The organism is Epilithonimonas hungarica (assembly GCF_900102265.1).
GTDB classification, from domain to species: Bacteria; Bacteroidota; Bacteroidia; order Flavobacteriales; family Weeksellaceae; genus Epilithonimonas; species Epilithonimonas hungarica.
Map to the genome: position 1 here is coordinate 488,991 of NZ_FNBH01000001.1, position 21,453 is coordinate 510,443.

Genomic DNA, 21,453 nt, shown 5'->3' on the forward strand with positions numbered 1-21,453 from the left:
GCAAAATCAGCGAGAAATAATATTCTAATACAAATTATCACAGGCTCTAAATAAGTTTATTTTTATAACTAAAAAATTAGTAATATTGTTTTGATGAAAAGAATATTACTTTTTTGCTTTTATTTTAGTTTTGTTTGTTGTTGCTTTTCTCAGATTATCTTAGGAAAAATCCAGACTGAAACAGGGAATATGATTTCGAACGTCAATGTCTATCTCGACGGAACCAAAATCTCAACTGTTTCTACCTATGACGGAAGTTTTCAATTGGATGTTCAAGGACAGAAAAGCGGAAATCTGATTTTTCAGAAAGATAATTATGAAACGAGTATTTTTCCACTCAATCAAGCCATTGGAAAATCGGTCAAAGTAATTATCAATCCTGTTAAAGGGATAGAAGAAGTCGTAATCATTCCTTACACAGACAAGGCTTACAAAGATTTTATCAATTATTTTCTGGATAAATTTCTTGGGTTTGATAGAGAAGGTGTTGCGATTAAGAATCAACGGACTCTCAAATTTTCCTATGATAAAAAGAATCAATTTCTGAAAGTGAAAGCACCACAGACTTTGATTATTGAAAATAAAAACCTGGGTTATACACTTCAGTATAATCTTATCAGTTTTGAAGCAGATTTTAAAAAGAAAACAACAACTTATCTTGGAACTTCATTCTTCAAAGAAAATAATAGTAAGAAAAATACCATTCTGAATCGGATGAATGCGTACAAAGGCAGTCTGATGCATTTCCTGCGAAGTCTTTATAATAACGAATTGGAGAATGAAGGCTTTATCGTGAATCACGCCCGTAGAATCAAAAATCCATCATATCCAACAGAAGCTGAACTGCAAAAACTGCTAAACCATTTCGAAATTGTGAAAGCTCAGAGAATTTCAAATGTTCCATGGACGGATGAGTTGGAGGCTATTTCTCAAAAGAAAAGTAGAAATCCCGAGTTTGTAATGGCGATTCTAAAAACAAAAATGAAAGAATCTGATTTTACAAAACGAAAAGATGGAAGATTGCTTTTAAATTTCGAAGATTTGCTGATGGTTAATTATCAAAAGTATTTTTATGAAATCAAAAAAGGCGAGTTTGTGAAAGCCACCACATTCTCCACCCAATCTTCGATTGTTCATCCGGAAGCTTTGGAGTTTGAAGTCTTTCCTGAGGGTAATACTTCTGAACCGGATTTGCTGATTTTGGAAGAGCATTTTTCTAATCAGAATGTTTCGAAAATGTTGCCTTTGGATTATCAGATTGGGGATTAATTATAATTCTTTTTCAAAACAAACGCTGTTATCAATTCCAATATATTGCCCATAATTTGGAATGACTGTGTAACCACATTTGTTGTAAAGAGCAACAGCTTCGGTTTGTCGTTTTCCAGTTTCTAAAACTGTTTTTTCGTAACCCAATTCTTTTGCCCAAGTTTCTAATTCATTTAAAATTTTAGAAGCCAGACCTTTCCCCCGTTTTTCGGGAAGCGTAAACATTCTTTTCACTTCCATCGATTTCGAGTCCAATTCTTTTATCGCTCCACAAGCAACCGCTTCGTCATTATCAAAAATCACTATGCAGTTTTTCAGCAAATCGATTTTGTTGTATTGATTATAGAAAGCGTGTTCTTCACCGTCCATCACAGCAAGATATGCGTCTAGTTGTTTTACTAATTTTTGAAAGTCTGGATTTTCAGAAGTTGTTCTGAGGGTTTTCATTTAAGCATTTTATTTTTGAATCATTGGTGCTGGTGGATTGGATTGAGGTGGTGGCGGAGATTGTAAATATCCCATTTTTTCTAAATCGCTATTAATTATATTAGTGACTTTCGTGGCCCAATTACTAGAAGATGTTTGAATTTGAGTCATAATAATTGGAGCATTTTGAATAACTTTTTTTCCTAAATCCGATTTGTAGAAAACAAGCAATTGGTCAATTTCTTTTTCAGTTAATTTACTTCCATAAATATCAGCAACTTCGTTTATTAGTTCGTCAATATTGATTTTGGGTTCAATAGATTTCCAAGCAGAATCGGGGATGTTCTCATACTTTTTTCTATATCTGGAAATTAGCTCGGCTTCAACTTTTTTTGAAAGTGTAAAGATCCCGCTTAAAGAAATTAATTCTTTTACTTTCTCTTGTTTATTTTGAGAATAAGAGAAAACAAAATTGAAAAGGATAACTAGAAGTATTATTTTTTTCATTTTTTAAATTTTAATTTACAACCAATTTTTTCTCTCTAATCAACTCCGCTATTTTCAAAATATCTTCCCCAATTAACCGGTCGTTTTCTAGTTTTGGAACAACGGAACGAATTAATTCATAGTTTTTCTCAACAATTTTGGAACATTTTGCAGGTCTTCGGAATTCCAGACCTTGTGCGGCGAACATTAATTCGATTGCTAAAATATTCTCAAGATTACCTAAAATCTGATTAAACTTTCTCCCAGAAATACTCCCCATGGAAACGTGGTCTTCCTGACCTAAACTTGTCGGTATAGAATCTGCCGAAGCTGGGAAACAAAGCGTTTTGTTCTCTGTAACCAAAGCTGCGCTTGTATATTGAGGAATCATAAATCCGGAATTAAGACCTGAGCTTTCTACTAATAATTTCGGTAAACCATATTTTCCTTCTAGTAAAAGGTAGCTTCTTCGGTCAGAGATATTTCCTAATTCCGCGGCAGCCAATGCACAATAATCCAAAGGTAAAGCCATCAGTTGTCCATGGAAATTCCCCCCGGAAATCGATTCTTCTGCGCTTAAAACAATAGGATTGTCGGTTACAGAATTCAGTTCTGTTTCTGCCATTTGTTTTAGATGTTCAAAGGCATTTCTACTTGCACCATGAACCTGGGGAACGCATCTCATAGAATAGGGATCCTGAACTCTGTCACAGAATTCGTGAGATTTTAAGTTGTCAGAATTCTTTAGAAAATTTCGCATTCTTTCTGCCACTTTTTGGCTTCCGTCAAACGGACGAATCTCATGCAATTCTTTTTTGAACGGACTTGCAGAACCGCGATAGGCTTCAAGACTCATTGCTGCGGTCAAATCTGCCAAATCCAAAAGGTATTCGAATTTTGCAAGACCGGTAATAGCGTGAGCGAGAATAAACTGCGTTCCGTTGATCAATCCCAAACCTTCTTTCGGACCTAATTTCAGTGGTTGAAGTTTATGTTTCTTTAGAACTTTTGAAGCCTCAACCGTTTTATCATTTTCCCAAACCTGACCTAGTCCCAAAAGAGGTAAAACCAAATGTGCCAAAGGCGCCAAATCACCGGAAGCGCCAACTGAGCCTTGTTCTGGGACAACAGGAATAATGTCCAATTCCAACATCAGGATCAATCGCTCGATAACATCCAAAGAAACACCCGAAAATCCTTTCGACAAAGCGTGGACTTTGGAAATCATCATGATTCTGGAAATATTCTTGTCAATCGGTTTTCCAACACCGACAGCGTGTGAGATAATCAAATTATGCTGAAGTTGCGCCGTTTCCGATTCTGAAATTTTTGTATCGCAAAGAGGTCCAAATCCTGTGTTGATCCCATAAACAGTTCTGTCAGACGCTACAATTTTCTGAACATTCTGTTGCGATTTTATAATTTGGTCTTTTGATTTTTTATTAAGTTTAGCTTTAGACGGATTGTTTAAAATCTCTAAAACATCCTTATATCCAAGCTGGTCGATTCCGTAAATCATCACTGAAAAAATTTTGCCTAAAAATACACTTTTCGGGAGGAATATTCGGAATGAATTATAATCACATTTTGAAATAAATTAATCCTTCTGAAATTAATCTTTCTTTGGTTGATGTTTTTTAGAAAAAGTTTATCAGTGGCTTTCAATAGAGTGTCAAATCCCTTAAGTAGGCAATCAAAGATGTTGAGTAGGGCAGTAGGGCGTTACAGGTGTTAAGTAGAGAATTACAAAGGTTGAGAGGATTGTTACAGAAAAATGAACGCCTAACAATAAGGAATGCTTGGGTTTATCAGAAAGTATTTTGAGTAAAGCGTTTAGTGATCAAACTGGTCATCATATTCTTTGAGCTGCAACGCACGTTCTTTCACTATTTCCAATTTCTTATTCTCGGCAATTACATAAAACATTGTTCCTTTTTTGATATCGAAATAATATTTATCGATCAATTTAAATTCCGAATTGCGGAAGAGAATCCAATTTCTCTGCGCTTCCACCAATTCCTTTTTTCCATTTTTCGTCAGTTTTTGGCTTAATGAAATGTAGGATTTATTCAATTCTTTGTCCCAAGATTGTTGAGCGGAAATGATACAGCTTCTTTGTCCAGCTGTTGAATTGTCTTGGCCTAAACATTTTTCCAAAACCGGGTCTATTTTATTTTGAGCCAATGGAAAAATATTGATTGCCAATAAAAAAAGAATAACAATTGACTTTTTCATAATTTTATTTTTAGATTCAGTCAAATTTTAATTCTTTCGCCTGACGAATATGCGCCAAATGATGCTGACAATGCCAGCCGTAAATCAAGATATTTTCTCTGAGCGAAATTCTTTCTGATTGCTCGGGATGAATGAATTCTTTGTTCAAATCTTCTTCAGTCAAATTTTTCAAAAGATAAACCCATCTTGTATGCAATGCTTCCAAAAGCTGTAAAGAAACAACGGGTGAAAGATTGTTGTCCGGCAACTCTGCCCAAAGGCTCTCCTCATAAGGTTTGATGGTCGGAACATCTTCCGTCAATGCCAATTTGAATCTTACATAACTGTTGATATGGCTATCGGCACAATGATGAATAACCTGAGAGATTGTCCAACCTTCTGGTCTGTATCTCAATTGTAGATCCGTTTCGCCGAGATTTTGAATTTCGATTTTTATAAGACCTGGAAAATTTTCGATTTCAGAAATGGCAGAACCAATGATTTCTTTTGTGATGGATTCCGGTTTTACAAATTTTCCGACCGGGTATTTTAATTGTTCTAAGTTCATTATTTCAAATTCTTCATCAGGATTGCTTCCATTTTCTCATAACCCAATTTGTTGGGGTGGATTCCGTCTTCTGCGATTTCTTTAGGCAAACCATTTTTTTCATCTTTCAAAGCGCTGTGATAATCTATATAGGTGATGTTGTTTTTCTGCGCGTAATCTTTTATCATTTTATTCAGTGCAATCACTTTATCAGCAGGCTGCATATCCTTTCTCCAAGGAAAATCGTAAGCCGGAAGAACCGAACATAATACCACATGGATGTTATTCGCTTTTGCCAATTCTGCCATTGAGATAATGTTCCCGAAAACTTTGTCCAAAGAGATCGGACCTTGGTTTTCCGCGATATCGTTGGTTCCGGCAAGAATAATGACACGTTTAGGTTTCAGTTTGATCACATCTTCTCTGAATCTCAAAAGCATCTGCGAAGTCACTTGTCCGCTAATTCCTCGTCCAACGAAGTTGTTTTTAGTGAAAAATTCTGGGTCTGTAGAAAACCAACCTTCTGTGATGGAATCGCCCATCAAAACAGAGTTTGGAGCAATATTTTGGGAAATAACTTCTTGATTTTGTTTTTGATACCTACCAAAATTGGCAAAGTCTTGAGCGTACGACATGGTTGAAAGTAATAGTAATGCAAATGCTATGGATCTCATATTTTTAAATTTGATTATCAAATATATGAAATAAGGATAATTAAATATTTTAAATCACTACAAAAAATCTTTGCGAGCTTTGCGTTCAAAATTATATTAAAATCAATAATTTTACAAAATGGAAAACACTTCGAAAGACCCTTTACACGGAAAACGTCTGGATGCGATTCTGGAAGAATTACTGGAATACTACCAAGGTTATGGAGAGTTGGGAAAACAAATCAACATCAAGTGTTTTACCGGAGAAAATCCAAGTGTCAGTTCCTCTCTGAAATTCCTCCGAAAAACCGATTGGGCAAGGGCAAAAGTGGAAAGTTTGTACCTCTATGTTTTGAGACAAAAGAAGAAAAAAGGTTTGTTGTAAACTTTAATCCAAAAATTCTCCAGTCACATAATACCAACGATTCTGAATCATTTTGAATTGTGATAACTCGTGATGAACTTGTGGATTCCCGTTTTCATCGATATAAAATGCTTTGAACTCTACTTTATTAGTTGAAGGTTTATCCACGATTTCCAACTTTGTCCATTGATTGATCTCTCCCCATTCCTGTAAGCTCTTTTTATTATGAAATTGTCTTTTGTTAGGTGAAGCTGTTTCCCAAAGATATTCTCCATTCGGAATTGCAAAAGCAGAAAATCTTGAACGCATCAAAGCTTCTGCTGTTGGTGCAAATTTCTCTTTCAGATGATAAGACTGACAACAATCTTCGTACGATTTTTCGGAACAGCAGGGACAATTCATTTTTAATTCGGATTTCAAACTTCGAATGTACTAAAACTTGAAATTATCCGAGAAATATTTCAACGATTTTCAGAAAATTAAAAAACTGATATTTATTAGCCTCCAAAACCTAAAAATGTCCTTATTGTACTATTTTGTAAGCCAATGTCATTAGACTGAATTTGCAAGGAGAAGTAATTTTGTTTCGGGAAATAATGTAATGGATTCTTACTTTAAAGGTTAAAAATAAGAATGTCTATTCAGTTCATTTTCTATGATATAAAATTATGGATACAAAAGAAAATAGTATAAAATTTCCAGAGAAAATAGAGGAGACATTCAGAGATTCTGTTGGGACAATGGACGAAACAGGAACCAGAAAATGGGTCTTCCCAAGAAAGCCAAAAGGAAAATACACAAACTATAGGGAATATGTTGGTTATTCCTTGATCTTTTTATTTGTGATAATGCCTTTCCTCAAAATCAGTGGAAATCCTGTTTTGTTGATTAATATTATAGATAGGAAGTTTTTCATTCTTGGACAACCTTTCTATTTGCAGGATTTTTTCATTTTAGCTTTGGGAGCAGTGGCCTCGGTTATTTTTGTAATGCTTTTCACGGTAGTTTTTGGAAGGATATTTTGTGGTTGGATTTGTCCACAGACCTTATTTATGGAAATGATCTTCCGTAAAATCGAATATTGGATAGAAGGCGACCGAAACAAGCAGATGAAACTGGATAAACAGGCTTGGGATGAGGAGAAAATCAAAAAAAGAATCCTCAAATGGTCTGTATTTTTACTGATATCATTGCTGATAAGCCATATTATGTTTATGTACATTGTCGGTTACGAAGAAACGTTTAGAATTATTTTGAGCGGACCAGCTAAATATCCAACCAATTTTATTGTAATGTTGGTTTTTACGGGTATCTTTTATTTTGTTTTTGCCTGGTTTCGGGAACAGGTTTGCACGCTGGTTTGTCCTTATGGCAGATTGCAGGGTGTTCTGATAGATAAGAATACGGTCAATGTTTATTATGATTTCAAAAGAGGAGAGGGAAGGGCAAAATGGAGAAATGGGGAAAATCGTTCTGCGGTCGGAAAAGGTGACTGCATCGATTGTCAGCAATGTGTGGTCGTTTGTCCTACGGGAATCGATATCAGAAACGGACAGCAATTGGAGTGTATCAATTGTACGGCCTGTATTGATGCCTGCGATGAGGTAATGGAAAAAGTCGGAATGCCAAAAGGTCTCATTAGATATGCAACGGAAGCCGAGATAGAGAATCAGGAAAAATTCAAATTTACGGCTAGGATGAAGGCAACTACTTTTGCTCTTTTTGTATTAATCGGCGTTTTATGTTCATTGATGTACGACAGAGGCTCGGTTGAAGCAAAGTTCATCAGACCAGCCGGTTCTGCCTACTTTATAAGAGACGGAAAGATCACCAATACATTTACCTATACGATCCTCAATAAGTCCAATGAGAAAAAGATGATGACAATAAAGGTTCTTTATCCAAAACATTCGGAGATAACATTTGCAGGTAAAGAAGATATTATTGTTAAGGGCGATGCGATGATAAAAGGAAATGTCAATATCAGCTTTCCGGAAAGTGAAGTCAAATTGTCAAAACAAAATATAAAAATAGGCGTTTTTAATGCCGATGGAGAAATGCTGGATTCCTACAAAACTTACTTCGAAGGTCCATTCAAATTTCAGTTTTAAAACTTTGAAAATTTATAAAAACCACATAGTCACATAGAAAATGAAATATTTACTTTCAAAGATAAAATAGAATTGTCACTATTTATCTTTAATTTTAATGAAAACTATGTGTCTATGTGGTTGTAAATCAGTTTAACCAAATTCTTAATGTTTATGCTCTTTGACGAAAGCTGAAGGCGTTCGCCCCGTTTTTTTACGGAACACTCGTACAAAATAAGAATATTCCTCATAACCCAAACGGAAAGCGATGTCCACAAGACTCTCATCAAGATAGATCAGCATTCTTTTGGCTTCCAGAATTGTCCGGTCGGTTATGATTTCCGAGACGGTTTTCTGAACAACGGTTTGTGTGATCCTATTGAGATGTTTGGTCGTCAGATTCATCCATTCAGCATATTGAAAAGCAGATTTTTCTTTGATGAAATTTAATTCTAATAATTCTTCAAAATGTTGATAATGTTGAATATAGGAAGTATTTGCATTGTGTATCCCAATGATTTTTTCTTCGGAGAATAATCTGACTGCTTTTATATATAATTGAGAAATCAAAGACAAAATTAAATTTTCCGATAACAAAGCTGATGAACCGTTTTCATTACCAATTTTGGCAAACAGATTTGAAAACTCTGCAAAATTATTTTCTACCAACTGAAGTTTTCGAGGATATTGAACAGAACTGAAAAACGGATATTCTCTTAGTTTTTGATTGATATAATGAAGGTCAAAAAATCCCTGAGAATGAAAAAAAATAAAACCGTCAGCGTCGTCTGATAATTGCCAACTGTGAACTTGCCCAGGCGACATAAAAAATAACGAACCAACGGAAACGTCATATCTTCTAAAATCGATTTCGTGAGTTCCTTTTCCTTTTGTGAAAAAGATGCACGCATAGAAATCGTGGCGATGAGGTTTCTCTATATGCCTGTGGCTTCTTAATAAATGGTCTTTGATAGAATTGAAATAAAAATCCGAATGCTTTGCTCCAGACTGGAACAAATTGATATTCAAAACCGATATTTCGTTGTGACCCATTTAATAAGAAGTTGTTATAAAGGAAACTCGGTCACATCAACCGAATTCCCTTTTTATTTATTATTCTCCAAATGCCCTTTTCAAAAGACTCTCGACTTTCGGTTCGCTTCCACGGAAGTTTTTGTACAATTCCATCGGGTCTTTTGTTCCGCCGGAAGACAATAGGATTTTGTATTTTGCAGCGATCTCCGGATTGAAAATTCCATTTTCTTTGAAATATTGGAAAGCATCGGCATCCAAAACTTCCGCCCATTTGTAAGAATAATATCCTGCTGAATACCCACCTTGAAAAATATGAGAAAAACTCGGACTTGCTGCAGTTTCCGGATTTGAAGGATAAAGGTTGGTTGCAGCTGTTTTTTCAACTTCAAACTCTTTCACACTCTTATTCTCCAGCGCTCCAACTTCCGAATGATAAGCCATGTCCAACAACCCGAATCCAAGTTGTCTCAAAGTCTGGTAGCCTTCCATAAAAGATTTGCTTTGCGACAATTTTTCGATTTTTTCATTTGGAAGAATTTCTCCCGTTTGATAATGTTTGGCAAAAGTTTTCAAAAATTCCGGTTCATAGCAGAAGTTTTCCAGGAATTGAGAAGGTAATTCTACAAAATCCCACTTAACCGAGGTTCCGGAAAGATTCGGATATTGCGTGTCCGCCAAAACGCCGTGAAGTGCGTGTCCAAATTCGTGGAAAAGCGTTGTCACTTCCTGGAAAGTCAATAAGCTTGGTGTGTCTTTCGTCGGTTTTGTAAAATTACAAACCACGGAAATATGAGGACGAGAATTTTCGCCGTCTTTTTTGTATTGATTTTTATAACTCGTCATCCAGGCGCCGGCACGTTTTCCTTTTCTTGGATGGTAATCGGCATAGAGTAGGGCTTTTACATTGCCATTTTCCGTTATTTCGTAGGTTTTCACATCGTCGTGGTATTTTTGGACATCATTGATTTCTTTAAATTCCAGTCCGAAAAGTTTTCCAGCTAAACCAAAAACCGCTTCCTGCACTTTCTCCAATTGGAAATAAGGTTTCAGTTCTTCATCATCAATATCGAATTTTTGTTTTCTTAATTTTTCAGCGTAGAATGCGTGGTCATAACTTTGAAGGTCATCGATTCCGTCTGCTTTTGCCAAAGTCTTTAATTCTTCGATTTCTTTTTGAGCATAAGGTGTTGCTTTGTCCAAAAGTTCATTCAGGAATTCAAAAACTTTTTCCGGCGATTTTGCCATTCTTTCTTCCAAAACGAAATCTGCATAGTTTTTATAACCTAATAATTCTGCTTTTTCCTGACGAAGTTTGACGATTTCTTTAATCAAATTCTGATTATCAAATTCTCCACCGTCAAACGATTTCTTTCCGTTAGCTAATGCCAATTCTTTTCTGAGTTCTCTGTTTTCTGCGTAAGTCATCGCCGGAAGATAACTAGGATATTGAAGCGTGATGACATAGCCTTTTAAGCCTTTTTCCTTCGCATCTTCTTCGTATTGCTGAAGAATGGCTTCCGGGATTCCTTTTAATTCGTCTTTATTGGTAATGTGTTTGAAATAAGCGTTGGTTGAAGCTAAGGCATTTTGCCCGAACTGAAGTGATTTTATAGACAAATCCATACTGATTTTCTCCAGTTTCTTTTTGTCTTCTTCGCTCAGTAAAGCACCGCTTCTTACAAAACCTTTGTAGGTTTCGTTGAGTAGCATCTGTTGTTCTTCGTTCAATGACAAAGTGTCTTTTTGGTCGTAAACATTTTTGATTCTTTCGAATAGTTTTTCATTTTGAGAAATTTTGGAAGAGAATTCTGTCAGCAAAGGTGAAACTTCCTGAGCTATTTTCTGGATTTCATCATTGGTCTCCGCAGAATTGATATTGAAGAAAATATTGGAAACTCTGTCCAATTGTTCTCCTGAAAAAGCCATTGATTCAATCGTGTTTTCGAAAGTTGGTGCTTCTGGATTGTTGGTGATTTCGTCGATTTCTTTTTCAGAAACTTTAATTAACTCCTGAAAAGCGGGAAGATAATGTTCTTCTTTGATTTCCTCGAAAGGCGATGAGGTATATTTGGTGTTGAATTTTTCTAAAAGTGGATTCATAAAGATGAATTATTAATGATAAATTATAAATGATTTTCTGTGTGTCGTAATTGACAAATTTAGTACCTAAAGTTGAAAGTATGACAAAATTGCGCCCCGACTTGAACGGAGCTCATTTTTTTATTGCAATGTCCGAAATTTCTATTGTCGGATTAACTTTCTTTGCAATAAAAAGATAGCGGGAGTGGAAGGCGGATAAAGGCGCCCCAATAAATATTATCATAGAAAAAGTTTTTGTGTTCAAATTCTTTTTAGATTTGTTTTCAACTTAAAACTAACTTATTATGAAGAAATTTTTAAAAATTATTAGCGTTATCGTGGCAATAATCATTGCTTATTGCGCAATTGCAATGTTGTTTTTTGACAGCAAATGTCACAACGAGCAATCTCTCGTTATCAATGCTCCGAAAGAAAAAGTGTGGCAAAATGTGAATTCTATGAAAGCTTTTAACACTTGGAATCCTTGGATGAAAATGGATCCGAACTTGATAGTAACTTACAGAGGAACGGCTGGCGAAGTGGGTGACGGCTATCACTGGAAAGGTAATGATGATGTGGGCGAAGGCGAACAGGAGATCACGGCGATTGCTCCGAACGAAAAAGTGTCCACGAAAATGCACTTTATCAAACCGATGGATGATAATGCGACTTCGGACCTGCTCTTGACGTCGGAAGGTTCCGGAACCAAAGTGACTTGGAATATTGATTACGAAATTGAAACGCTTTTCAAACCGATGAAACCGATGATGACCTGGCAAATGAACAAATCATTCTCGGAAGGTCTTGGAAAACTGAAAGAACTTTCTGAAAAATAAAAAACAAAAATCGCCTCAGCTAGCTGAGGCGATTTCATTTGATTTGAAAATTTATTTTGTATTATTTGATGATCAGTTTAGAAACTGCCAAACCTTCATCAGACTTTAATTGTACTAAGTAATTTCCTGTTCCAATTCCGTTTACAGAGAATGTTTCGTCTCCTTTAGCAGATTTCAGTCCGAAAGATTTTACCAGTTTACCGTTAAGGTCATAGATATTGATCTGTCCGTTTTTAGCTTTGTTGTATCTGATTTTCAATAATCCGTCAGTAGCAGGATTCTGAACGATTTGTAATGATGTTCTGTTGGCATCGATTTTAGTTTCGTCAGTTGCCAAAGCGGTCTGATTCCCAAAAATTCTGAATTCTCCTGGCTGAAGAACTACTGTTGTGGAAGAATTTGCAGACATAGAGGAATTATCCATCAAGTTGTACCAAGTTCCGGCGTAAGGGAAGCTGGGAGTAACAGTTTGGGCAGAAGTTGTGAAGTTGGCTACTACAACTACGTTTTTCAAAGAAGTTGAAGGTAAGGCATCATTCCAAACGAAAATTCTAGGTAAAAGATTTCCTGATTCTACCGTGAATGTTGTCGTGTCAAAAACCTGACTAGATAATCTGATCTGTAAAATTTTTGCCCAAGTATCATAGATTGCCTTTCTGCTTGCGTCTGTATCGTAACCTAATGTGAAAGCAACTGGCTTCGGAGAAGTTCTGCAATCGTTGCTGATAGTTCCGTTCTCACATCTGTTGATACTGAATTCGTAACCCAATTCTCCGAACTGCCAAATCATTTTAGGACCAGGAACTGTGAAGAAAACTGCACCAAATGCCTTTTGTCTTTCAAGGGCGGTTGCTAATGTTTTCACGTTTCCGTTTCCGTAAGTCAGGTTTTTGTACATTAGGCGCTCTTCATCATGGCTTTCGCCATAAGTCATATTTCTTCTTTCAGCAAATCCGTGGTTTTCAAAATCAGCTCTGTTGAAGTTGCTGTTGGAGTCATAACCCATTGTGTTTTGACCAAAAGGCCCCGTAAGATTGTCCCACATCATCACGCCTTTTCCTTCATTGATTCTATAATTCGCCCATTGCTGTTCTTCCTGATCACCTCCCAGATGTTCAAAGATGATATAAGAAGTCGGGTCGTATGACCATTGATAATCCGAATATAGTTTAAGAACATCAACTCTGTCTTGTTGATATGCACCTGTACATGTTTCATCAGATGGAGTACAGTTTTGAGTGAATCCTTTTGTCAGATCCCAACGGAATCCATCAATCTTATATTCAGTGATCCATTGTTCCAAAACTCGGTTAACGTAGTATCTTGTTTCAGCTTTTGAATGATTGAAATCGTAGAATACACTGTAAGCATGCTTTGCTAACTGATTGAAATAAGGGTTGTTGGATGCCACGTCTCCATAACTTCCGTCCGTGCTTGTTGACCAAAGTCTTTCTAATGGAGATCTTCCTGTTGCGTGATTAAGAGCGACGTCTAGGATCACAGCAATCCCGTTTTGGTGACACTTGTCGATAAATTCTTTGAATTTTTCTGGAGTTCCGTAAGCTTTATCCAGTGCTAGATGGAATCCAGGATTATATCCCCAGGAATTATTTCCATCAAATTCCATTACTGGCATCAATTCGATTGCATTGACATTCAATCCTTTGATGTAAGGGATTTTGTCAATTAAAGACTGCCAGTTTTGCTGAGCTGTGAAATCTCTTACCAAAGCTTCATAGACAATAAGATTTTGTTTTGCTGGTTTTTGGAAGTTGGAAATTGCCCAGTTGTAAGCAGGTTTAGCTGTTTGAATTACAGAAACATCATATTGCTGCCCTGCAGGATACTTCATTGTAGTTTGAAGCTCCGGATAGGTCGTAGAAGATATCCAAGGATCATCATCAGGAGACAGGACCAATGTTGAATAAGGATCTGCAACTTTTACACCATCGCTCGTTCTGTATTGGAAAGTGTAAACCTGTTGAGGTGTAAGTCCTGTGAGCTCTATCCAGTACAGGTTTGAATTGTTAGTATCCCTTTTCATCAGATAATTAGAAGAGACCTGCCAGTTATTGAAACTTCCAATGACATGAACATAACTTTTGAAAGGAGCATAAATGGCCAATCCTACTTTTGTAGCGTCATTAGGATCATAGCTGATGCCTTGTCTCATGTAAGATGGCATTGCTGCCGTCTGCACACTTGGTGTTGGGGAGATGCTGAATTTTGACGTCAGTACGGTTCCATCCGCTACACTTGTGGCTGTAAGCTCGATTTGATTGTCTGTCGTAATATTGTATGCAGTAAACATGGATGATACATTGTTCGCTGTATAAATAGTGTTTCCATTAGATTTTACAACATAATTCGCAGGCAAGGACGTGCTATAAGAAATTGGATAGTTGCTTCCGGAAGCAATGAAATTAACTGTTCCGTTTTTCGGAGTTGTATTGACAAACTGGAATTTGCCAACTTCTGAGTAGATATCTTGCGATTGTCCGTTTCCTGTTTTAGTTTTAAGAAGGAAACCAATTCTTCCTAGTCCTGTTCTGTTGTAGAAAGTTCTTGGAACGAAAGTAATGGTGTATGTATCATTACCGGAATTGTAGGTCAGTTTGTTAGCTTCGCTGGAAGAAGCCCAAGTTCCATTGGTTGGGCAATCTTGGCTATTGGCATCATTGCTGTCATATGACCATGACCAAAGGTACAATGCGTTATTGGCGACTCCCCAGGTGGACTCGTTGATACTACTTCCATTGAATGTGATCGTAATGGATTCGTCTTCGTTAAAAGCGGACGGACTGATGGAGTAGGTCACCGTCTGTGTCTGCGCAAAGGCTGAGATTGCAATAAAGAATGCAATCAGGTTGTAAAAAATTTTCATAAGGTCTATATATAAAGTTTTTAAATATAGACTTTTTTCTTGATTTGATAAGTTTTTTGTTTTTCAGTTTTTTTTGTTTTTTAATTTGTTGATATTTAAAGTTTTGTGATTTTTTTGATGATGTGGTGAAAATGTTTTTTCTTTGCAGTATGAAATTTGTTTTAACCAAAAGTTAAGTTAAGGTTTCATTGTTTTTATAATTATAATTAATGGTTTTTGTGTTGTTTTGAAAAATAAAATGTGATATATTTTTATAGTTTACGTTATTTTCTATATTTTTACAATTAAATAAAAAATAATAAACATTTATTTTAATTGAATGTTGAATATTGATATATGATATTATTCTAATATATTTGACGCACAATTAAATGTAAGGCTTGTTTTACGATTAATTTAATTTTCAATCAAAAATCATCAATAAATTATGAAAAGTGCATCTGAATCAGGTTATCATCTAGACGGAGTTGATAAGGAGATTATTTATATGTTAATGGATAATGCTAAAACTTCTCTTGCACATATTTCCAAACATGTTGGGATTTCTACAACTGCAGTTCATCAGAGGATAAAAAAATTAGAACAAGCTGGAGTTATAGAGAATTCTATCTCTTTTCTTAACCCAAGAAAAATCGGCTACAAAGTGGTTTCTTATATTGGGGTTTTCCTGGATCAGCCTAGCCATTATCAAGAAGCTATCAAGAATCTTAACTTAGTGAACGAGGTAGTAGAAGCACATTACACAACAGGGAATTATACCATCTTTCTAAAAGTTCTTTGTAAAGACAATGATCATCTGATGCAGATTCTCAACAAGATACAAAAGCTGAAGGGCGTTACCAGAACAGAGACGATTCTTTCTTTGGAGCAAAGCATCAACAGACAATTAAAAGTTTAAAAAAATTTATATAATCAACGAAAGGGTACAAGATATTTGTATCCTTTTGTTATTTTTGTATTTATGGAAATCAATCAATATTTAGACTCAACATATCTGAAAACTCCGGAACAATCCGGACTGACAGAGGAACAGACTTTTGAGATAGTAAGAAAGCTTACAGATGAGGCCATTGCCTACAACTTCAAGGAAGTAATGATCCGTCCTAATTATGTTAAGCTTATAAAAGATTATTTATTGTCAAAAAACTCTGCAGTTTTGGTAGGAACGGTTATCGGTTTTCACGAAGGAACATATTCCTTGGAAGACAAGTTGAAAGAAGCGAATCAAGCTATTTTGGATGGTGTAGATGAATTGGATTACGTTATCAATTACGAAGCATACAAAAAAGGAGAATTAGCTTTGGTTGAAAAAGAATTCATTGAAGGGACTAAATTAGGTCTTGATTTCGGGAAGAATGTAAAATGGATCATCGAGATTGCGGCACTTACAGATTCTCAAATTGCTGACTTGACAGCCAATATCTGGAAATGGGCCCAGGAGAATTTTGAAGAGAAAGATTTCGCAAAGATCTTTGTGAAATCTTCTACCGGCTTTTATATAACTGAAGGTGGTAAACCAAATGGTGCAACTTTCGAGGGTGTGAAAATTATGCTTGATAATGCCGGAAAACTTCCTGTGAAAGCTGCTGGTGGTGTAAAAACACCTGCCGATGCAGAAAAAATGATTACAATGGGAATCCAGAGAATCGGAACGTCTTCTGCGAAAGCACTTCTTGGAGAAGGTGAAGCAGGAACTGGATATTAATCAATTCATCTTAATAAAAAAAACCTCTCAAATTTTGAGAGGTTTTTATGTAATTAATTGTAATTTATGGCTTTATCGGCCTCAACAGGATTATTATATTTTCTTATAATATTCTGCAGATTTTTTACCTGGGCATTTAATTCTTCAATACTGCTGATCTGCTTCCCTCCAATATTAATATTCAGATTTGGATTATTTTTGAAATTTGTTCTTTCAAAAGAAAAAGGGTCATTATAAAAGTCTAATAATAATTTTCTCTTTTGTTTTTCATTGATAACAACAGCTTTATTCCCAAAATTCGATTCCAGAAAATCGTCTGTTGCAAAATTTTCCGAAAAGTTTTGATTTTTAACGAGCTTATAGATAAAGTTATTTTTATCATCCTGAATTTCAAAAATCAGACCGGGTAATCCACGAAATTTGTATGGACCTTCATTAAAAGGAATATCTTTATTGAACCAGGCGATCCAATGGCGTCCTCCAAAATCTGCTGTAGCTTTTTGAAGACTATAATCGTTATATTTTTTTGTTTCATTTTCAATTTTCCAATTAATGATATCGGTGGTCTTATAAGAATAATAACCAAATTTGATATTGCTGAAATTTTCATTCTCAGAAGAACCATTTTTCCTCTTAATAACCTGGCCTGTCATATCAACATGCTTGTTATCCAGATTTCCAAATTTTTTATTTAAAGAATCTGCGATCAAAAGATTTCTTCCATAGAATTTGGTTTCGTTTTTATTAACATCCAATATCATATAGAATTTTTGATGCTCGTTTTCAGTAGAATCCATTTTCAATTGTAATTCATAAATATATCTATGTGTTTGAGCCTGAAAAAAACTTCCGATAAAGAAGCAGAATAACATTATTGTTTTCATAACTGTTGTTTAGATTATTTCAAATCAAATATACAAAACGTTTATATTCAATGCCTGTTAAAAAACTCCAGCATTGTCGCCAAAGCATTTTCAGAATGCATCAGTTCCCCATTTTCAAGAGATTCTTTGGCTGCGATTGAAGCCATTGTCTGCATATTTTTTTCATAAGCCGAAATCGCTGATGTTAAAGAACCATATTTTTCAGAGGTCAGACACTCGCTCAGTTCCAGTGCATCCAGCATTGCCATATTGGCACCTTCGCCTGCGAAAGGAGGCATTACGTGAGCAGCGTCACCAATCATTGTAAGATTTGGCAAGGTTTCCCAAGTCTGATCAAAAGGCATACAATAGATAGGCCTTGGGATAAAAGGAACTTCTGAGTTTTTAAACAATTCATACCAGATATGATTCCATTCAGGATAATTGATTTTGAACCATTCCAGAACTTGTTCTTTATTAGAATAATCCAAACCATTCGTTGAAGACCAGCTTTCATCAGCTTTGAAACTTGCATAAAATCCAATGTCGCCATTTCCTTTTTGTCCCATCAGCAGATTTTTCCCGTTTCCGAAAGCCATTATTTTTCCGCCTTTCAGAAGAGCATTGATATTTGGCGCAGTTTCTTTTGCATTGCTGATATTTCCTTCCAGCATTATCACACCAGAATAGAAAGCTTTTATATCTGTAATGTAAGGTCGAATTTTAGAATTCGCACCATCAGAAGCGATAACAATATCTGCATAAGCTGATGAACCGTTTTTAAAATACAAATTCCAGCCTCCATTTTCTTTTTCTATCGAGATGAAATGACTGTTCCAAACAACAGTTCCGGGTTGTAAAGATTCAAGCAATATTTTTCTTAAAGTCCCGCGGTCAATCTCAGGGCGAAAATACTCGTGTCCAAAATTTTCCTCAACTTTTGTGTCGTGGTCACTGAAGAATATTTCAGCCCGTTCATTCATTATTAGCTTTTTGTCAGCTCCCGGAAGAAAATTATTCTTGAACTCTTCCAATAATTCTGCTTTGCGGATCGCTGCCAGACCAGATCTGTCGTGTAAATCCAAAGGCGAACCCTGAACACGTGCATTTTTATCGAAATCTCTTTCGTAAACTTTAACATCAGCCCCTTTTAGTTGTAAAAGACGGGCTAAAGTCAGTCCGCCGGGACCACCGCCAACAATGGCAATTGATTTATTATTGATCAGCATAATTTTAAAATTTATGCTGCAAAGTTATTTGGTGTGATAAACCAAAAATTGTAAAAAACGGTCGTTTTGATTTTTGAATAATTCTTTGGGAGAAACGCCAGAGAGCTTTTTGATTTCTTTGATGAAATGAGATTGGTCGGTAAAATTAAGCTGAGGGAAAAGATTACCGTCTTTGATATGATGAAGCGAAGCCTGAAAACGAAGGATTTTGCAGTAATACTTTAATGGAATCCCTAATTGTTTATTGAAATAGCGATTGATTTGGCGTTCGTTCCAGACGATTTTCTCAGAAAGTTCTTTCACGCTGATCTCTCCATCGGTTTCAAAAATTAAATTGAATAATTTCCTTTTTCTTTCATCGATTTCTTTTGGTAAAAGTGATTGGATCTTCTGGTCTGCTTTTTCACAAAACAATTCAAAATTATCTAGATCATCAATACTGAAATCCCAGAAATTGTTAGGTAATTCTATTCCACTGTCCACAAATTCAGCAATGGATTGATGAAGAATATATTCCAAGGCCAAAGGATTAAAACTGATTGAAAAAAATGTTTTAATTTTTCTTTTAGGCATTGGTTTAGGTTCTGTTTCCAAACCCATTAAAATAATTTGGAATTGATTGTCAGTCGTTTTACAAAAGAGCAGATCAATTTTTCCGTTAGGAATGATCACACCTTCATTGAAGCCGGACAAGTTTTCCAGCGATGAATAACAATATACAAAATCGGCCAGCAATTGGTCTGGCTTGATAAGTTTGTATTCTAACTCGTCCATTTTTATTGGCAGGCAGATTTTATTTATTATCAGAGGGTTCCCAAAGTTCTATTTTGTTTCCGTCCGGGTCTAAGATGTGAACAAATTTCCCATAATCAGAACTTTCGATTTCATCAAGAATGGTCACGTCATTTTCTTTTAGGTTTTTCACCAATCCTTCAATATTCTGGACACGGTAATTGATCATGAACTCCTTTTTCGAAGGGGAGAAATAGCTACTTCCGGTTTTGAAAGGGCTCCATTGCAGAGAATTGATTTTGTCAGGGTCATTAATGTTTCTTGATTCGAAAGTTGACCCCCACTCAGTGGTATCAAGGCCAAGATTCTTCGCATACCAATCTCTGGTTTCTTTCGGGTCATCAGAAAAAAAGAAAATGCCACCGATTCCTGTTACTTTTGGAGTTTTGTTTTGGTCTTCCATTTTATTATTTTAGTTATTGGTTATAGATTCAAATATAAATATTTTTATTCCGCAACCCAAACACTCACGTTTCCCGCAGGACAGGGAAAGTCTGCCCAGCCATTTTCATCAACTGTAATTTTATCCTGAAGGTGTCCTGTGAGATCATAGAACGATTTTCCAGCATATTTTTGACCTATTTCCATCGGTTTGTGATTGGCGTCTTTGTTACTCAGGACAACTGCGCAACCAGAATGTTCATCATCACCCGAACGAACCCAGCCAACACAATGTGCATCATCAAAATAGTCTCTTTGTTCACCGTATGCAAAATATTTTCTGGCTTGGATGAGCTGTTCAATAGCATCAACTTTATCAAGGAAAATTTCATATTCATTACCATCTTTTCCATGGTCTTTGTAACTCGCTCCGTATAGATCGGGATAAAAAACGCAAGGATAACCATCTTTTCTTAATAAGATCAGAGCGTAGGCAATCGGTTTGAACCATGCCTCAACTGGGGCTTCCAAAGCCTGAAGCGGTTGCGTATCGTGATTGTCCACTACGGTGACTGCTTTGTCCGGATGAGATGCAACAAGTGTTTCTGTGAAAATCTCTCTTAAGTCGAAATCTGGGTTTTTGGAAGCATTATGAAGATTATTCTGTAATGAGGAATCGAAAAGGCTCATACAACCTTCGGTAGAATCTATGTAAGCCTCCAAAAGATGAAGGTATCCCGGCGCCCAATATTCACCGACAGCAAAAATGTTTTTTCCGGTATTGGCTCTTAACGTATGAAGCCATTCTTTATAAAAATCTGGTGAGATATGCTTCACGGCATCCAGTCTTACCCCATCAAAGCCTGTCTCGTCGTGATACCATTTTCCCCAATGATTGAGTTCCTCTCGCACAAAGGGATTACGGTGTTCGATGTCATTATACATCAGGAAATCATAATTTCCTTTTTCGTCATCAATGATATCGTCCCAGCCCTCACCATGTTCATTGATGATTCTGTAAATGGCACTTTCCATTCCTTCCGCATAATCTACACCTGTGAAACACGTAAAATCCCATTTGAAATTAGAATAAGTATCGCCTCGCCCTGGAAAAGTAAATTTGGTGTAAGATTCAATTTCCATTACATCAGAAATGTCTTTGTTGCGGTCTTCCTCATCCACTTTTACGGCATTGAATTTTTCCAATTCATCACCTCCGGCTTTATGATTAAGAACTACATCTACAATCGTTTGGATGCTTTTTTCTTTCAGAGATTTTATAGCTTGAACATATTCTTCCTTGCTCCCGTATTTGGTCGGAATTGTTCCTTTTTGGTCGAACTCACCCAAATCGAAAAGATCATAAGGGCCATATCCGACACCATACCCGCCATTAGTAGACTTATAAGCCGGTGGAAGCCATACGGCAGTGATTCCCAGTTCAGAAAGATAGTCCGCAGATTCTTTGACGTGTTTCCAAAGAAAAGAATCTCCATCGGTGTACCAATGGAAAAATTGAATCATAGTTCCGTTCATAAGATTGTAGTTTTTTCAGTTGATTTTGATTTGATGATTTCAAACTATGAAAATATCAAGCCAA

Annotated in this window: 21 protein-coding genes; 6 read left to right on the forward strand and 15 right to left on the reverse strand. The window is 36.0% G+C overall.

What is annotated here, in order from left to right:
• Window positions 1-189 precede the first annotated feature (189 nt).
• Window positions 190-1,269 (forward strand): hypothetical protein, encoded by a 1,080-nt coding sequence (locus BLT30_RS02315; RefSeq protein ID WP_139166553.1) that lies wholly within the window; start codon window positions 190-192, stop codon window positions 1,267-1,269.
• Here the strand turns inward: BLT30_RS02315 and BLT30_RS02320 are convergent, their stop codons facing one another.
• The 6 genes from BLT30_RS02320 to BLT30_RS02345 form a co-directional block, all read right to left on the reverse strand.
• Window positions 1,270-1,716, reverse strand: a complete 447-nt coding sequence (locus BLT30_RS02320; protein ID WP_089871067.1) for a GNAT family N-acetyltransferase — start codon at window positions 1,714-1,716, stop codon at window positions 1,270-1,272.
• A gap of 9 nt (window positions 1,717-1,725) precedes the next feature.
• Window positions 1,726-2,202 (reverse strand): DUF2059 domain-containing protein, encoded by a 477-nt coding sequence (locus BLT30_RS02325; RefSeq protein WP_089871068.1) that lies wholly within the window; start codon window positions 2,200-2,202, stop codon window positions 1,726-1,728.
• 10 nt (window positions 2,203-2,212) lie between these two features.
• On the reverse strand, window positions 2,213-3,700 hold the full coding sequence (gene hutH / locus BLT30_RS02330) for a histidine ammonia-lyase (RefSeq protein ID WP_089871070.1): 1,488 nt from the start codon (window positions 3,698-3,700) through the stop codon (window positions 2,213-2,215).
• Window positions 3,701-4,014: 314 nt separating this feature from the next.
• On the reverse strand, window positions 4,015-4,416 hold the full coding sequence (locus BLT30_RS02335; protein ID WP_089871072.1) for a lysozyme inhibitor LprI family protein: 402 nt from the start codon (window positions 4,414-4,416) through the stop codon (window positions 4,015-4,017).
• Between the two features lie 16 nt (window positions 4,417-4,432).
• On the reverse strand, window positions 4,433-4,963 hold the full coding sequence (locus tag BLT30_RS02340; RefSeq protein WP_089871074.1) for a YfiT family bacillithiol transferase: 531 nt from the start codon (window positions 4,961-4,963) through the stop codon (window positions 4,433-4,435).
• Window positions 4,963-5,616 carry an SGNH/GDSL hydrolase family protein gene (locus BLT30_RS02345; protein ID WP_089871076.1) on the reverse strand — a complete coding sequence of 218 codons (654 nt, stop codon included), beginning with the start codon at window positions 5,614-5,616 and terminating at the stop codon, window positions 4,963-4,965. The genes BLT30_RS02340 and BLT30_RS02345 overlap by 1 nt, the downstream gene beginning before the upstream one ends.
• A gap of 118 nt (window positions 5,617-5,734) precedes the next feature.
• Between BLT30_RS02345 and BLT30_RS02350 the strand changes: the two genes are divergently transcribed.
• Window positions 5,735-5,980: a VF530 family protein gene (locus BLT30_RS02350; RefSeq protein WP_089871078.1), complete on the forward strand. Its 246-nt coding sequence runs from the start codon at window positions 5,735-5,737 to the stop codon at window positions 5,978-5,980.
• A 3-nt stretch (window positions 5,981-5,983) separates the two neighbouring features.
• On the opposite strand, the gene BLT30_RS02355 is transcribed toward BLT30_RS02350, so the two are convergent.
• Complete coding sequence (locus tag BLT30_RS02355) at window positions 5,984-6,361, reverse strand: YchJ family protein (protein WP_089871080.1); 378 nt, start codon at window positions 6,359-6,361, stop codon at window positions 5,984-5,986.
• A gap of 266 nt (window positions 6,362-6,627) precedes the next feature.
• On the opposite strand from BLT30_RS02355, the gene ccoG reads away from it, so the two are divergent.
• Entirely contained in the window at window positions 6,628-8,070 is a 1,443-nt protein-coding gene (gene ccoG, locus BLT30_RS02360) for a cytochrome c oxidase accessory protein CcoG (RefSeq protein ID WP_089871082.1), read from the forward strand.
• A gap of 144 nt (window positions 8,071-8,214) precedes the next feature.
• On the opposite strand, the gene BLT30_RS02365 is transcribed toward ccoG, so the two are convergent.
• A complete protein-coding gene (locus BLT30_RS02365; RefSeq protein WP_089871083.1) occupies window positions 8,215-9,102 on the reverse strand; it encodes an AraC family transcriptional regulator in 888 nt (295 codons plus the stop codon).
• Between the two features lie 60 nt (window positions 9,103-9,162).
• Entirely contained in the window at window positions 9,163-11,184 is a 2,022-nt protein-coding gene (locus tag BLT30_RS02370; protein ID WP_089871085.1) for a M3 family metallopeptidase, read from the reverse strand.
• Window positions 11,185-11,468: 284 nt separating this feature from the next.
• On the opposite strand from BLT30_RS02370, the gene BLT30_RS02375 reads away from it, so the two are divergent.
• Complete coding sequence (locus tag BLT30_RS02375) at window positions 11,469-11,999, forward strand: SRPBCC family protein (protein WP_089871086.1); 531 nt, start codon at window positions 11,469-11,471, stop codon at window positions 11,997-11,999.
• 61 nt (window positions 12,000-12,060) lie between these two features.
• Here the strand turns inward: BLT30_RS02375 and BLT30_RS02380 are convergent, their stop codons facing one another.
• The gene (locus BLT30_RS02380; protein WP_089871088.1) at window positions 12,061-14,883 is read right to left on the reverse strand and encodes an alpha-amylase family glycosyl hydrolase; all 2,823 of its coding nucleotides are present in this window, start codon (window positions 14,881-14,883) and stop codon (window positions 12,061-12,063) included.
• A 427-nt stretch (window positions 14,884-15,310) separates the two neighbouring features.
• On the opposite strand from BLT30_RS02380, the gene BLT30_RS02385 reads away from it, so the two are divergent.
• Both BLT30_RS02385 and deoC read left to right on the forward strand, forming a co-directional pair.
• Window positions 15,311-15,781, forward strand: coding sequence for an Lrp/AsnC ligand binding domain-containing protein (locus tag BLT30_RS02385; protein ID WP_027384186.1), 471 nt, complete (start codon window positions 15,311-15,313; stop codon window positions 15,779-15,781).
• A gap of 63 nt (window positions 15,782-15,844) precedes the next feature.
• A complete protein-coding gene (gene deoC, locus BLT30_RS02390; protein ID WP_089871090.1) occupies window positions 15,845-16,588 on the forward strand; it encodes a deoxyribose-phosphate aldolase in 744 nt (247 codons plus the stop codon).
• Between the two features lie 53 nt (window positions 16,589-16,641).
• On the opposite strand, the gene BLT30_RS02395 is transcribed toward deoC, so the two are convergent.
• From BLT30_RS02395 to BLT30_RS02415, 5 genes are read right to left on the reverse strand one after another with little or no spacing between them, the layout of a single operon-like run.
• Window positions 16,642-17,472, reverse strand: coding sequence for a GLPGLI family protein (locus BLT30_RS02395; RefSeq protein WP_089871092.1), 831 nt, complete (start codon window positions 17,470-17,472; stop codon window positions 16,642-16,644).
• A 47-nt stretch (window positions 17,473-17,519) separates the two neighbouring features.
• Window positions 17,520-18,680 carry an FAD-dependent oxidoreductase gene (locus BLT30_RS02400; RefSeq protein WP_089871094.1) on the reverse strand — a complete coding sequence of 387 codons (1,161 nt, stop codon included), beginning with the start codon at window positions 18,678-18,680 and terminating at the stop codon, window positions 17,520-17,522.
• A gap of 24 nt (window positions 18,681-18,704) precedes the next feature.
• Complete coding sequence (locus tag BLT30_RS02405) at window positions 18,705-19,454, reverse strand: helix-turn-helix domain-containing protein (protein ID WP_089871096.1); 750 nt, start codon at window positions 19,452-19,454, stop codon at window positions 18,705-18,707.
• A gap of 19 nt (window positions 19,455-19,473) precedes the next feature.
• The gene (locus BLT30_RS02410) at window positions 19,474-19,875 is read right to left on the reverse strand and encodes a VOC family protein (RefSeq protein WP_089871098.1); all 402 of its coding nucleotides are present in this window, start codon (window positions 19,873-19,875) and stop codon (window positions 19,474-19,476) included.
• Window positions 19,876-19,919: 44 nt separating this feature from the next.
• The gene (locus BLT30_RS02415; RefSeq protein ID WP_089871100.1) at window positions 19,920-21,389 is read right to left on the reverse strand and encodes an alpha-amylase; all 1,470 of its coding nucleotides are present in this window, start codon (window positions 21,387-21,389) and stop codon (window positions 19,920-19,922) included.
• Window positions 21,390-21,453 lie beyond the last annotated feature (64 nt).

Coding starts and splice junctions, on each gene's coding strand:
- BLT30_RS02315 (WP_139166553.1), top strand. CDS start 190: ATGATTTCGAACGTCAATGTCTATCTCGACGGAACCAAAATCTCAACT.
- BLT30_RS02410 (WP_089871098.1), bottom strand. CDS start 19,875: ATGGAAGACCAAAACAAAACTCCAAAAGTAACAGGAATCGGTGGCATT.
- BLT30_RS02340 (WP_089871074.1), bottom strand. CDS start 4,963: ATGAACTTAGAACAATTAAAATACCCGGTCGGAAAATTTGTAAAACCG.
- BLT30_RS02365 (WP_089871083.1), bottom strand. CDS start 9,102: ATGGGTCACAACGAAATATCGGTTTTGAATATCAATTTGTTCCAGTCT.
- BLT30_RS02345 (WP_089871076.1), bottom strand. CDS start 5,616: ATGAGATCCATAGCATTTGCATTACTATTACTTTCAACCATGTCGTAC.
- deoC (WP_089871090.1), top strand. CDS start 15,845: ATGGAAATCAATCAATATTTAGACTCAACATATCTGAAAACTCCGGAA.
- BLT30_RS02350 (WP_089871078.1), top strand. CDS start 5,735: ATGGAAAACACTTCGAAAGACCCTTTACACGGAAAACGTCTGGATGCG.
- BLT30_RS02335 (WP_089871072.1), bottom strand. CDS start 4,416: ATGAAAAAGTCAATTGTTATTCTTTTTTTATTGGCAATCAATATTTTT.
- BLT30_RS02370 (WP_089871085.1), bottom strand. CDS start 11,184: ATGAATCCACTTTTAGAAAAATTCAACACCAAATATACCTCATCGCCT.
- ccoG (WP_089871082.1), top strand. CDS start 6,628: ATGGATACAAAAGAAAATAGTATAAAATTTCCAGAGAAAATAGAGGAG.
- BLT30_RS02385 (WP_027384186.1), top strand. CDS start 15,311: ATGAAAAGTGCATCTGAATCAGGTTATCATCTAGACGGAGTTGATAAG.
- BLT30_RS02320 (WP_089871067.1), bottom strand. CDS start 1,716: ATGAAAACCCTCAGAACAACTTCTGAAAATCCAGACTTTCAAAAATTA.
- BLT30_RS02405 (WP_089871096.1), bottom strand. CDS start 19,454: ATGGACGAGTTAGAATACAAACTTATCAAGCCAGACCAATTGCTGGCC.
- BLT30_RS02375 (WP_089871086.1), top strand. CDS start 11,469: ATGAAGAAATTTTTAAAAATTATTAGCGTTATCGTGGCAATAATCATT.
- hutH (WP_089871070.1), bottom strand. CDS start 3,700: ATGATTTACGGAATCGACCAGCTTGGATATAAGGATGTTTTAGAGATT.
- BLT30_RS02415 (WP_089871100.1), bottom strand. CDS start 21,389: ATGAACGGAACTATGATTCAATTTTTCCATTGGTACACCGATGGAGAT.
- BLT30_RS02400 (WP_089871094.1), bottom strand. CDS start 18,680: ATGCTGATCAATAATAAATCAATTGCCATTGTTGGCGGTGGTCCCGGC.
- BLT30_RS02355 (WP_089871080.1), bottom strand. CDS start 6,361: ATGAATTGTCCCTGCTGTTCCGAAAAATCGTACGAAGATTGTTGTCAG.
- BLT30_RS02380 (WP_089871088.1), bottom strand. CDS start 14,883: ATGAAAATTTTTTACAACCTGATTGCATTCTTTATTGCAATCTCAGCC.
- BLT30_RS02325 (WP_089871068.1), bottom strand. CDS start 2,202: ATGAAAAAAATAATACTTCTAGTTATCCTTTTCAATTTTGTTTTCTCT.
- BLT30_RS02395 (WP_089871092.1), bottom strand. CDS start 17,472: ATGAAAACAATAATGTTATTCTGCTTCTTTATCGGAAGTTTTTTTCAG.